This window comes from Kitasatospora sp. NPDC048715 (genome assembly GCF_043198905.1).
Taxonomy (GTDB): domain Bacteria; phylum Actinomycetota; class Actinomycetes; order Streptomycetales; family Streptomycetaceae; genus Kitasatospora; species Kitasatospora lactacystinica.
This window is the reverse complement of sequence record NZ_JBICVH010000004.1, coordinates 233,335-245,703: the sequence shown is the minus strand read 5'-3', so window position 1 is coordinate 245,703 and position 12,369 is coordinate 233,335. Positions and strand designations below refer to the sequence as shown.

Genomic DNA, 12,369 nt, shown 5'->3' with positions numbered 1-12,369 from the left:
CAGTCGGTACCGGTCGGTACCGTTTAGCGGGGGCGGTCCCGAGGGGGGCGCCGAACCTCGACCGCTCGCACGGACCAGCGGCTGCACGGCCGCCCGGACCGGGACGCCACGCCGGAAGCACCACGGCGGGCCGCCCGACCCGGGACGCCGAGCAGCCGCAGGGCCCGAGCAGCCGCAGGCGCCGAGGGCCGCAGGACCCGCGGCCGCCCCGCCCGCGGTCGGCTCACGCGCCCGCGGCCGCCGCCTGCGCGAGGGAGTCCAGGACCGGCCGGACCAGCGGGTGCCCGTCGGCACCGGTCCGGACGGCGGCGAAGACCCGCCGGGTGGCGAGCTCGCTGTCCACCGGCCGCACCGCGACCTCGCGGAGGTCGACGCCGCGCAGCGCCGAGCGCGGCACCAGCGCCACCCCGAGGCCCGCCGAGGCGAGCGCCACCACGGCCCGGAAGTCGTCGGAGGAGTGCAGCAGCCGGGGCTGGAACCCGGCGTGCTCACAGGCCAGCAGCACCACGTCGTGGCAGGGGTTGCCCGGGTACGGCCCGATCCACGGCTCGTCGGCCAGCGCGGCGACGGCCAGCGGGCCGGACTCGTCGGCCAGCCGGTGGCCGAGCGGCAGGACGGCCTCGAAGGGCTCGGCGTACAGCGGCACCCGGGTCAGCCGGGCGTCGTCGGCGCGCGGGGCGCCCCGGTACTCGACGGCCACCGCGAGGTCGGCCCGGCCGTCCAGCACCATCGGCAGGCTGGCGTCGCCCTCGGCGTCCAGCACCTTGAGCCGCACCCCGGGGGCGCGCTCGGCGAGCAGGCCCACGGCGGGGGCGAGCACCGAGGCGATGGCGGTCGCGAAGGAGGCGACGGTGACCTCCCCGGAGACGCCCGCGCTGTACGCGGCGAGGTCGGCCTCGGCGCGCTCCAGCTGGGCGAGCACCACGTCGGCGTGGCCGAGCAGGATCTCCCCGGCGGCGGTCAGCCGTACGCCCCGGCCCTCCCGGGCGAGCAGGTCGTGGCCGGTCTCCTGCTCCAGGGCGGCCAGCTGCTGGGAGACCGCGGAGGGGGTCAGGTAGAGGGCGGCCGCCGCGGCGGTCACGGTGCGGTGGTCCGCCACGGCCCGCAGGGTCCGCAGCCGTCGTGCGTCGATCACGGACCAATTCTGCCAGCGCGGCGCGGCGTGCCGGACCGGCGGGCCGGAACCCGGGCGGGCCGGGCGGGCCCGCCGGAGCAGCGGTTTCGGCCGGAGGCACGCGCGGTGGCGCATTTCCGGACGAGATCGCTCCTGTCCGTTGACCGGACATCCGCGCGGCGCTTGGCTCGTGCCGACCGGGCCACGGGGGGCCGAGGGCCCGGGGCAGTCATCAGGGGAGGATGATCGATGACCACTGCACGCACCCGCCGCCGACTGGCCCGTACCGCCGCCGTCCTGGCGGCCGTCACGGCGGCCGGAGCCGCGATGCCCGCCGCCGAGGCCCGCCCGCCCAAGGGCGACACCGCCCGGGTCAGCGAGAGCGCCAAGGGCGAGGCCCTGAACGGGCCCTCGTTCGCGCTCGGGCTGAGCGGCGACGGCCGGTACGCGCTGTTCTCCTCGTCGGCGACCAACCTGCTGCCCGGCGGCGCCGGGGCCGTCGGCGACGTCTACGTCCGGGACCTGCGCAACGGCCGCACCGAGCGGATCAGCGTCGCCGCCGACGGCTCCGCGCTGGACGCCGGCACCAACGACGCGGCGATCAGCGGCAACGGCCGGTACGTGGCGTTCAGCAGCTACGCGACCAACGTGGTGCCCGGCCGGCCGAAGCACCCCACCGACGTCTTCGTCCGGGACCGCTGGACCGGCCGCACCGAGCTGGTCACCACGGGCGACGGCACCTCCGGCGCGGGCGACGACCAGAGCGCCCGCAACGCCTTCGACGCCGCCATCAGCGGGGACGGCCGCTACGTGGTCTACTCCTCCGACCGCACCGACCTCGCACCCGGCGTGCGCCGCGGCAGGTTCAACGTCTTCGTCACCGACCGCTGGACCCGCACCACCCGGGTGGTCAGCACCGGGGCGGACGGCACCCCGGCCGACCACAACTCCTCCCGCCCGACGATCAGCGCCGACGGCACCGTGATCGGCTTCACCTCGCGGGCCGGCAACCTGCTCCCGGCCGACCAGGCCCCGTCCTCGCTCGCCGACCGAACCGACCGAGCCACCCAAGCCACCGCAGCCGACCGAGCCGCCTCCGCCGCATCCGCGGCCGACACCGCCGACACCGCCGACACCGCCGACGGCGCCGAGCTGACCGGAATCCGCGCCTACCCGTACTACGTCTGGGACGCCCGCACCGGGAAGATCACCGGCGCCAGCTACGACGGGACCGGCGAGCTCATCGGCGCCGGCAACGACGGGCGGATCAGCCCCTCCGGCCGCTACGCGCTCTACACGGTCTACGAGGAGGGCGGCCGGCCCGGCTCGCACGGTGTCCACCAGGACGTCTACGCCCGCGAGCTGGCCACCGGCCGGACCACCAAGGTCAACCAGCCGCTGTCCGGCAGCGCCCTCGAATCCTCCTACAACCCCGTCATGCCGCTGAACGACCGCTGGGTGTACTTCACCTCCGACGTCGCCGACCTGGTGCCCGGCGACACCAACGGGCAGGCCGACATCTTCCGCACCGACCTGCGCAGCGGGCACACCGAGCGGGTCACCCTCACCCAGGACGGCTCGCAGAGCACCACCTCCGCCTTCTTCCCGCAGGTCGACGCCGACGACACGACCCTGCTGTTCAGCGCCGAGGACGGCAACCTGGCGCCCGTCGCCGACAGCGCCACCACGGACGTCTTCCGGCGCCGCCTGTAAGGTCCCGACTCCCTTGCGGGATACGTCCGTTGACGTATTTCCGGACGGGATCACCCCCGGCCGTTGACCACCGGCCCTCCCGACGGTTGGCTCTGCGAGGGCCCGCCGCCGGGAGGGAGCGCGGTCGGGCGATCCAGGGGAGGACGTTCCATGACCACCGCACGCACCCGCAGATGGCCGGCCCGCGCCGCCGCCGTCCTGGCCGCCACCGCCGTGGCCGGGGCCGTGATGCCCGCCGCCGAGGCCAAGCCACCGAAGGGCGACACCGCCCGGGTCAGCGAGACCGCCAAGGGCGCCCAGCTCAACGCCTACTCGACGCCGCTCGGGCTGAGCGAGGACGGCCGGTCCGCACTCTTCACCTCCGCCGCGACCGATCTGCTGCCCGGGCCCGGCACCCCGAACACGGACGAGGTCTACGTCCGCGATCTGCGCAACGGGCACGTCGAGAAGGTCAGCGTCGCCGACGACGGCTCCGCGCTGAACGCCGCCACCACCGACGCCTCGATCAGCGCCGACGGCCGGTTCGTGGCCTTCAGCACCACCGCCACCAACGTGGTGCCCGGCCGGCCGAGCCACCCCAGCGACATCTTCGTCCGCGACCGCTGGACCGGACACACCGAACTGGTCACCGCCGCCGCCGTGCCGAGCACCGACGACCAGAGCGGGTTCGGGGCCCTCAGCCCCAGCATCAGTCGCGACGGCCGCTACGTCGCCTACGTCTCCAACCGCAGCGACCTCGCCCCGGGCACCCTGCGGCGCGGCAGGAACAACGTCTACGTCACCGACCGCTGGACCCGCACCAGCCGGCTGGTCACCGTCGGCGCGGACGGCGAGGGTGCCGACAACGGCTCCTTCGCCCCGACGATCAGCGCGGACGGCTCCACCGTCGCCTTCACCTCCCGCGCGGGGAACCTGCTGCCGGAGTCCCCGGCCGCCGGCCCCGGCGCCGGCAGCACCACCGACGCCGACCCCGCCGCCGACTCGCCCCAGCTGGCCGGGCCCCACTACTACCGGTGCTACGTCTGGAAGGCCGACACCGGAAAGATCGTCGGTGCAAGCCTGAACGACGCCGGCGAGCTGACCGGCGTCTCCTACGACGCCAGGGTCAGCCCGGACGGCCGCTTCGCGATCTACAGCGTCCCGGTGTTCGTCGGCGGCTTCCCCGGCCCGGCCCACGGCACCCGGCTGGACCTCTACGTCCACGAGCTGGCCACCGGCAGGGTCACCAAGGTCAACACCGATCTGCCGGGCACCAGCACCAAGTGGTCCTCGTCCGGCGGCGTCATGACGGCCGACAGCCACTGGGTCTACTTCGACTCCAGCGCCGAGACCCTGGTCCCCGGCGACACCAACGACGCCAGCGACATCTTCCGCCGCGACCTGTGGACCGGCCGGATCGAACGGGTCAGTCTCACCCGGGCCGGCGGGCAGAGCACCTCCTCGTCCTTCAGCCCGTTCGTGGACGCCACCGGCGACACCGTGCTCTTCACCGCCGACGACGGCGACCTGGTGCCGGGCGACACCAACCAGGTGCTGGACGTCTTCCTGCGCCGGCTGTGACGGCCTGACGCACCCTGAAGCTCCGACGGTCCGACGGTCCGATGCCCTGACTCCCTTGCGGCATACGACCGGTGGCGTATTTCCGAGCGGAATCGCCACCGGTCGTTGACCAACCGTCCGCACGACGCTTGGCTCTCCCCGACCGGGCCGCGGGGGCCGTGGGCCCGGGACCGCCATCAGGGGAGGACGATCCATGACGCACGCACGCACCCGACGCCGGCTCGCCCGCACCGCCGCCGTGCTGGCCGCCACCGCCGTGGCCGCCGGAGCGGCGCTGCCCGCCGCCGAGGCCAGGCCGCCCAAGGGCGACACCGCCCGGGTCAGCGAGACCGCCAAGGGCGGGCAGATCAACGGGCGTTCGATCGCGATCGGGCTGAGCGAGGACGGCCGCTCCGCGCTGTTCACCTCGACCGCGGCCGACCTGCTGCCCGGGCCCGGCACCCCGAACGCGGAGGAGGTCTACGTCCGCGACCTGCGCAACGGACACGTCGAACGGGTCAGCGTCGCCGACGACGGCTCCCGGCTGGACGCACCCACCGCGGACGCCTCGATCAGCGCCGACGGCCGGTTCGTGGCCTTCAGCACCAGCGCCACCAACGTGGTACCCGGCCAGCCGAGGCGCTTCAGCGACGTCTTCGTCCGCGACCGCTGGACCGGCCGCACCGAACTGGTCACCGGGGGCGGGTCCGGCGACGACGAGGGCTACTCCGACAGTCCGTCCCTGAGCCGGGACGGCCGCTACGTCGCCTACACCTCCAACCGCACCGACCTCGCCCCGGGCTCGGACCCGCGCCACTTCAACGTCCTGATCACCGACCGCTGGACCGGCACCACCCGGGTGGTCACCACCGGTGCGGACGGCGGGGCCGCCAACAACACCTCCTACGGCGTGACGATCAGCGCGGACGGCGCCACCGTCGGCTTCACCTCCCGGGCGACCAACCTGCTCCCGCAGGACCCGCCCGCCGGCCCCGATGCCGCCCCCGGCACCACCCCCGCCGCCGACACCGCCTCTGGCACCGACGCCGGTGCACCAGGGCTGGCCCCGGCCCGCTTCTACCCGTACTTCGTCTGGAAGGCCGACACCGGGAAGGTCTCCGGCGCCAGCGTGGACGACGAGGGCGCCCTGCGCGGCGTCAGCAGGGGCTCCCGGATCAGCCCCGACGGCCGCTACGCCCTGTTCGGCCTGCCGTTCCGCATCGGCGGGCCCGGCTCCAACCACTTCCGGTCGGACCTGTACGCCCGGGAACTGGCCACCGGCCGGCTGACGCGGCTCAACGCCTTCCTGCCCGGCACCACGACCACCGCGAGCGCCCAGGACCCCGCCATGACCTTCGACGGCCACTGGGTCTACTTCGACTCCGCCGCCGACAACCTCGTCCCCGGCGACACCAACGGCGTCAGCGACGTCTTCCGCCGCGATCTGAGGACCGGCGCGATCGAACGGGTCAGCCTCACCCGGGACGGCGGGCAGAGCACCTCCGACTCCTCGGACCCGTTCGTGGACGCCGGCGGCGGGACGGTGGTCTTCACCGCCGACGACGGTGACCTCGTCCCGGGCGACACCAACGCCGCCGCGGACGTCTTCGTGCGCCGCCCGTGATGATCCGGATGGCTTGATTCCCTTGCCGCATACGTCCGTTGACGTATTTTACGCCGACATTACCGGAGGGCGTTGACCCCCCGGCCCTCCCGACGATTGGCTCTGCCGAAAGCCCGTTGCCGGGAGGGAGCCCGGCCGGGTGATCGCTGGGGAGGAACACCTTCATGACACGAACCACCCGGACGACCCGCAACCGTTGGCTGTCGGGCGGCGGCAGCGTCCTGGTCGCGGCCGCCCTGCTCGCCGTTGCCGCCGCCCCGGCCCAGGCCGGACCGGTGCCGCGCGGCACCACCCAGGTCAGCCTCGGGCCGAACGGCGCGGCGCCCGACAACCAGTCGACGGCCCAGGGCATCAGCGCGAACGGCCGCTACGCCCTGTTCACCTCCCGGGCCACGAACCTGCTGCCCCACCCCTCGGTGGGCTGGAGCAACGCCTACGTGAAGGACCTGCGCACCGGCCGCCTCGAACAGGTCAACCTGTCCGACGCGGGCGGGGCGCTGAGCGGCTCGACCGACCAGGCCGGGATCAGCGCCGACGGCCGCTACGTCGTCTTCGAGAGCGAGGACGAGAACGTGGCGCCCGGCGCGCAGGTCAAGAACCGCACCGAGGTGTACATCAGGGACCGCAGGACCGGCCGCACCGAGCTGGTCAGCAGCAGCCCCACCAACACCGACACCGACCAGTACCACTCCTCGTACAACGCGCAGGTCAGCGGCAACGGCCGGTACGTGGTCTACGTGTCCTCCCGGACCGACCTGGACCCGACCGTCGTGGACCCCGAGCCGGAGCCCGCCCCCGAGCCCTCGCTCGCCCGGCCCTACACCTGGAAGATCAACGTCTACCTCACCGACCGCTGGACCCACACCACCCGGCTGGTCTCCCACGACGTGAACGGCAAGCCGGGCGAGAGCACGTCCTTCCGACCGACGATCAGCGCGGACGGCCGCACCATCGGCTTCGGCTCCATCTCCAGCCTGCTGCCGGACGAGCAGGCCCCCGGCCTCGCCGCCGCGACCGCCGCGGCGGCGGCCACGGCCTCCGCCTCCGCCGATGCCTCCGCCGACGTGGAGCTCGCCCCGAGCGCCGCCGAGGCCGCGCGCCGCAGCATCCCGCAGTCCGCGGCGCAGCCGAGCCTGGCCCGCCCGACCGCCGCCCCCTACTACACCTACGACGTCCGCTCCCGGACGCTCACACCGGTGAGCGCGGGCCTCGACGGCACGATCGGCAGCTCCAGCTTCGAGGCGACGATCAGCCCTGACGGGCGGCGCGCGATCTACACCCTGTCCGAGCCCGGCGGCTCGACCGGCGGCCACCGCTACCACACCGTGCTCCACGTGCGGGACCTGCGGACCGGCACCGTGACGAAGGTCAGCGGCGGCCTGCCCGGCACCAGCTCGGTCGGCTCCTCCGACCACGGCTCGATCACCGCCGACAACCGCTGGATCTACTTCGAGTCCGCCGCCGACAACCTGGTGGCCGGCCCCCAGCACCCGGGCTGGGACGTCTACCGCCAGGACCTGCGCACCGGCCGCACCGAGCGGGTCGCCGCCGCGCCGGACGGCTCGCTCGGCAACGGCTCGTCGACGCAGCCGTTCGTCTCCGCCTCCGGGAACACCGTGGTGTTCGACTCGACCAGCGGCAACCTGGTCACCGGCGGCACCGGCCCGGCGGTCGAGAACGGCCAGGTCTTCGCCAAGCCCGCCGGGTTCCACCGGAGCGGTGCCGGCGACGACCAGGGCGAGAACGAGGACGACTGACCGGCAGCCGTCCTCCGATAGATAACCACGACGGGGGCGGGACGTCGGCGCGGCCGGCGTCCCGCCCCCGTTGCGGGAGGGTGGGGCAGGTGGTCTGGGGGCCGTACGGCGGGGGCGCGTCGATTCGCCTCCGCCGCGCGGCGGTTGTGAGCCCGTGGGCCGGTCCGGTTCCGAGCGGTCCGGCCCACGGGCAGCCTGGGTGGAGGTCAGCCCTCCAGGGCGGCGCGCGCGTCCACGAAGGCCGCGACGGCGCGCTCGACGTCCTCGGTGGAGTGCGCCGCGGACAGCTGCACCCGGATCCGGGCCTGGCCGTGCGGCACCACCGGGTAGGAGAAGCCGATCACGTACACGCCGCGCTCCAGCAGCAGCTCGGCGAGCCGGCCGGCCTCGGCCGCGTCGCCGATCATCACCGGGGCGATCGGGTGGTCGCCGGGCAGGATCTCGAACCCGGCCTCGGTCATCCGCGTCCGGAACAGCGCGGTGTTGGCCGCGAGCCGCTCGCGCAGCTCGTTGGACTTCTCGACCAGGTCGAGCACCTTGAGCGAGGCGGCCGCGATCACCGGGGCCAGCGAGTTGGAGAACAGGTACGGGCGGGAGCGCTGGCGCAGCAGGGCGACGATCTCCCGGCGGGCGGCGACGTAGCCGCCGGAGGCGCCGCCGAGCGCCTTGCCGAGGGTGCCGGTGATGATGTCCACGCGGTCCATCACGCCGTGCAGCTCCGGGGTGCCCCGGCCGCCCGCGCCGACGAAGCCGACGGCGTGCGAGTCGTCCACCATGACCATGGCGTCGTAGCGGTCGGCCAGGTCGCAGATCTCGCGCAGCGGGGCGACGTAGCCGTCCATCGAGAACACGCCGTCGGTGACGATCAGGCGGCGGCGGGCGTCCTGGGTGTCCTGGAGCTGCTTCTCCAGGTCGGCCAGGTCACGGTTGGCGTAGCGGTGGCGGCGGGCCTTGCTGAGCCGGATGCCGTCGATGATGCTGGCGTGGTTCAGCGCGTCGGAGATGACGGCGTCGCGGTCGTCCAGCAGGGTCTCGAAGACGCCGCCGTTGGCGTCGAAGCAGGAGGAGTAGAGGATCGTGTCCTCCTGGCCGAGGAAGGCCGAGAGGCGGTCCTCCAGCTCCTTGTGGACGTCCTGGGTGCCGCAGATGAAACGGACCGAGGCCATCCCGTAGCCCCAGCGGTCCAGGGCGTCCTTGGCCGCGGCGAGCACCTCGGGGTGGTCGGCCAGGCCGAGGTAGTTGTTGGCGCAGAAGTTCAGCACCTCGCCCGGGCGGCCGCCGCCGGTCACGGTGACGGCGGCGCTCTGCGGGCTTCCGATCACCCGCTCGGGCTTGAACAGGCCGGCCTCGCGGATCTCGTCCAGGGTGGCGGCGACGTCGGCACGCACGTTGTCGAACACTGCGGTCTCCTCAATCAGTTCGGCGGGGGCGGTTCGGCGGGGAACTTCGGCGGGGGAACGTCGGCGGGGCTGGGGCGGGCTCAGGCGGTCCAGTCGAGGATGATCTTGCCGCAGTTGCCGCCCGCGGCGTCGTCGAACGCGGCCTCGAAGTCGGTGGCGGCGTAGCGGCCGGTGATCACCGGGCTGAGGTCCAGGCCGCCCTCCAGCAGCACGGACATCGCGTACCAGGTCTCGAACATCTCGCGGCCGTAGATGCCCTTGATGGTGATCATCGAGGTGACGATCGAAGCCCAGTCCACCGGGAACTGCTCGGCGGGCAGGCCGAGCATGGCGATCTTCCCGCCGTGGGTCATGTTGGCGATCATCGACTGCATCGCCTCGGGACGGCCGGACATCTCCAGGCCGACGTCGAAGCCCTCGCGCAGGCCCAGCTTCTGCTGGCCCTCCTCGATGGTGTGCTCGGAGACGTCGAGCGCCAGCGTCACACCGACCTGGCGGGCCAGGTCGAGGCGGTACGGGGAGACGTCGGTGATCATCACGTTGCGGGCGCCGGCGTGCTTGGCGACGGCGGCGGCCATGATGCCGATCGGGCCGGCGCCGGTGACCAGCACGTCCTCGCCGACCAGCGGGAAGGACAGCGCGGTGTGCACGGCGTTGCCGAACGGGTCGAAGATCGCGGCCACGTCCAGGTCGACCGGCACCCGGTGCACCCAGACGTTGGAGGCGGGCAGGGCCACGTACTCGGCGAAGGCGCCGTCACGGTTGACGCCCAGGCCGACGGTGTTGCGGCACAGGTGGCGGCGGCCGGCCAGGCAGTTGCGGCACTTGCCGCAGACCAGGTGGCCCTCGCCGCTGACCAGGTCGCCGACCGCGATGTCCGCGACGCCGGCGCCGAGCTCGGCGACCTCGCCGACGAACTCGTGGCCCAGCACCAGCGGGGTCCTGATGGTCTGCTGGGCCCAGCCGTCCCACTTGCGGATGTGCAGGTCGGTGCCGCAGATGCCGGTCCGCAGCACCTTGATCAGCACCTCGCCGGGGCCGATCTCGGGCTTCGGGACATCGATCATCCAGAGGCCGGGCTCGGCCTGCTGCTTGACGAGTGCCTTCACGGCAACGGCTCCTGACGTGCGCGGGGACGGCCTTCGGGGGTCGGGCAGGCCGAGGGGCCCGGTTCGGCCGTTCCTGACGGTCGCACTCCGGGCAGGCAGAAATCTGCCTGGTCGGAGGGGGTGCGGTCCATCGAGGAATTCTTAAGGGCGGCCACAGCTGGGCTGAACGATCGTGCCCGAGCAGCGGCCGACGGGGGGTGCGGCATGCCGGTGCTCACCCGTCCGGCCGAGCGCGGGGCGGCCGCCGTGACGCCGTCCGACGGGACGCCGTCCGGGGGCGGGTGGCTCGGCAGGGTGCGTGGCGCCGGCCGGGTGCGGGTGGCTCGGCAGGGTGCGTGGCGCCGGCCGGGGGCGGGTGGCTCGGCAGGGTGCGTGGCGCCGGCCGGGGGTGCGTGGCTCGGCCGGAATGGCTGACACCGGGCCGCCAGTGGGACGGGGCACTCGGCTGACCGCGCTCCCGTTCGGTCCAGCCCGGCACCGACCCGCGCGCGCCCGTACGGCGGCGGTGCTTACGGTGGCGACGCTCCCCCCGCGGCCCCGTGGAGCAGCGCCCCGGCCTGCCCGAGCAGCGCTCCGGGGCCCTTCGCCAAGGGGCCGTCCGCCCCAGAGAGGCGCCTGCGCCGATGACCGACACCCGACGGCCCCGACCGGCCGTTCCCCGCTCCGTGCGGGTCCCCCGCACTCCGCGCCCGGCCGTCCCCCGGTCCGTACGGGTGGCCTCCGCCGCCCTCGCGCTGAGCGGCCTGCTCGCCGTCTCCGCCTGCTCCGGGGACGCCGCGCCCGCACGGCAGGCCGATCCGGCCGTCACCGCCGAACCGGCCGCGATGAGCCCGACCGCGACTCCGACGGGCGTCGCCTCCGGCGCGGTGGTGCCGCTCACCCAGGACGTCATGAACCAGCTGGACACCGCGATCAAGCAGGTGATGAGCGAGGTCTCCATCCCCGGGGTGATCGTCGGCTACACCGCCCCCGACGGCAGCTACCAGCGCACTTTCGGCGTCGCGGACAAGAACTCGGGGGCGCCGATCTCGGCCGACATGTACATGCGGATCGGCAGCGTGTCCAAGACCTTCACCGCCACCGGCATCCTGCGGCTCGTGGACCAGGGCAAGCTGGGCCTGGACGACCCGATCTCCAAATACGTCCCGAACGTGCCCGGCGGCGACGGCATCACCCTGCGCCAGCTCGGCGAGATGCGCAGCGGTCTGTTCAACTACACCCTGGACTCCGGCTTCCAGCAGGCGTTCTTCGGCAACCCCAACCAGCCCTTCACACCGGACCAGTTGCTCGCGTACGCGTTCAAGCACCCGGCGAACTTCGCCCCGGGCGCCCAGTTCGAGTACTCCAACACCAACCTGATCCTGCTCGGCCTGGTGGTCGAGAAGGTCGGCGGGCAGCCGCTCCAGGACTTCCTGAACCAGCAGGTGTTCACCCCGGCCGGGCTCTCCAGGACCAGCCTGCCGACCGACGCGGCCTTCCCGGACCCGCACGCCCACGGCTACACCAACCAGACGGCCAGCGGCGCGGTCGAGGACGCCACCACCTGGAACCCGTCCTGGGGCTGGGCGGCCGGCGCCGTCATCTCCAGCCTCGCCGACCTGCAGACCTGGTCGAAGGTGCTGGCCACCGGGGAGCCGCTGATCAAGCCCGCCACCCAGGCTGAGCGGCTGAAGTTCGTGCCGGTCGGGCCGACCCCGGACCTCGGCTACGGCTTCGGGGTGTTCACCACCCACGGGTGGATCGGCCACAACGGCTCGCTGCCCGGGTACGAGAGCGTGGTGATCTACCTGCCGCAGGCCAAGGCCAGCCTGGCCATCCTGCTCAACACCGACATCCTGCACGACGGTTCGGAGCCCTCGACGTTCCTGGCGCGGGCGATCACCCAGATCGTCTCACCGAACAACGTCTACACGCTGCCCACCCCGCCCGGCTCGGCCTCCCCGACGGCCTCCCCCTCGCCCACGGGCTCCCCGACGGGCTCGCCGACGGGCTCGCCGACCGGCTCCCCGACGGCCTCGCCCGCCGAGACCGCGTCGGCCACGCCCACCGGCGCCGCCACGCTGTACATCTCCTGAGCACATCTCCTGAACCGCACCCGCACGGCCCGCACGTA

At 73.7% G+C, this 12,369-nt stretch carries 8 protein-coding genes; 5 read left to right on the top strand and 3 right to left on the bottom strand.

All coding sequences use genetic code 11. The features are described 5' to 3' along the window. Window positions 1-223: 223 nt before the first annotated feature. Entirely contained in the window at window positions 224-1,135 is a 912-nt protein-coding gene (locus ACGFSC_RS10135) for a LysR family transcriptional regulator (protein WP_359911184.1), read from the bottom strand. 228 nt (window positions 1,136-1,363) lie between these two features. On the opposite strand from ACGFSC_RS10135, the gene ACGFSC_RS10130 reads away from it, so the two are divergent. The 4 genes from ACGFSC_RS10130 to ACGFSC_RS10115 all read left to right on the top strand — a co-directional run bounded on the left by ACGFSC_RS10130 (window position 1,364) and on the right by ACGFSC_RS10115 (window position 7,747). Further along, complete coding sequence (locus tag ACGFSC_RS10130; protein ID WP_359911181.1) at window positions 1,364-2,827, top strand: hypothetical protein; 1,464 nt, start codon at window positions 1,364-1,366, stop codon at window positions 2,825-2,827. A gap of 150 nt (window positions 2,828-2,977) precedes the next feature. Then, entirely contained in the window at window positions 2,978-4,387 is a 1,410-nt protein-coding gene (locus ACGFSC_RS10125) for a hypothetical protein (RefSeq protein WP_359911178.1), read from the top strand. 193 nt (window positions 4,388-4,580) lie between these two features. Continuing rightward, window positions 4,581-5,990, top strand: coding sequence for a hypothetical protein (locus ACGFSC_RS10120; protein ID WP_359911175.1), 1,410 nt, complete (start codon window positions 4,581-4,583; stop codon window positions 5,988-5,990). A 164-nt stretch (window positions 5,991-6,154) separates the two neighbouring features. Next, window positions 6,155-7,747 carry a hypothetical protein gene (locus ACGFSC_RS10115; RefSeq protein ID WP_359911172.1) on the top strand — a complete coding sequence of 531 codons (1,593 nt, stop codon included), beginning with the start codon at window positions 6,155-6,157 and terminating at the stop codon, window positions 7,745-7,747. Window positions 7,748-7,953: 206 nt separating this feature from the next. On the opposite strand, the gene ACGFSC_RS10110 is transcribed toward ACGFSC_RS10115, so the two are convergent. Together ACGFSC_RS10110 and tdh are read right to left on the bottom strand one after the other, a co-directional pair. Then, window positions 7,954-9,147, bottom strand: coding sequence for a glycine C-acetyltransferase (locus tag ACGFSC_RS10110; RefSeq protein ID WP_359911169.1), 1,194 nt, complete (start codon window positions 9,145-9,147; stop codon window positions 7,954-7,956). Window positions 9,148-9,227: 80 nt separating this feature from the next. Further along, the gene (tdh, locus tag ACGFSC_RS10105; RefSeq protein WP_359911166.1) at window positions 9,228-10,256 is read right to left on the bottom strand and encodes an L-threonine 3-dehydrogenase; all 1,029 of its coding nucleotides are present in this window, start codon (window positions 10,254-10,256) and stop codon (window positions 9,228-9,230) included. A 623-nt stretch (window positions 10,257-10,879) separates the two neighbouring features. On the opposite strand from tdh, the gene ACGFSC_RS10100 reads away from it, so the two are divergent. Further along, entirely contained in the window at window positions 10,880-12,331 is a 1,452-nt protein-coding gene (locus ACGFSC_RS10100) for a serine hydrolase (protein WP_359911163.1), read from the top strand. The last annotated feature ends 38 nt before the right edge of the window (window positions 12,332-12,369 follow it).

What these genes read in the sequence shown, in the direction of transcription:
- ACGFSC_RS10130 (WP_359911181.1), top strand. Translation starts at nt 1,364, where the DNA reads ATGACCACTGCACGCACCCGCCGCCGACTGGCCCGTACCGCCGCCGTC.
- ACGFSC_RS10125 (WP_359911178.1), top strand. Translation starts at nt 2,978, where the DNA reads ATGACCACCGCACGCACCCGCAGATGGCCGGCCCGCGCCGCCGCCGTC.
- ACGFSC_RS10120 (WP_359911175.1), top strand. Translation starts at nt 4,581, where the DNA reads ATGACGCACGCACGCACCCGACGCCGGCTCGCCCGCACCGCCGCCGTG.
- ACGFSC_RS10115 (WP_359911172.1), top strand. Translation starts at nt 6,155, where the DNA reads ATGACACGAACCACCCGGACGACCCGCAACCGTTGGCTGTCGGGCGGC.
- ACGFSC_RS10100 (WP_359911163.1), top strand. Translation starts at nt 10,880, where the DNA reads ATGACCGACACCCGACGGCCCCGACCGGCCGTTCCCCGCTCCGTGCGG.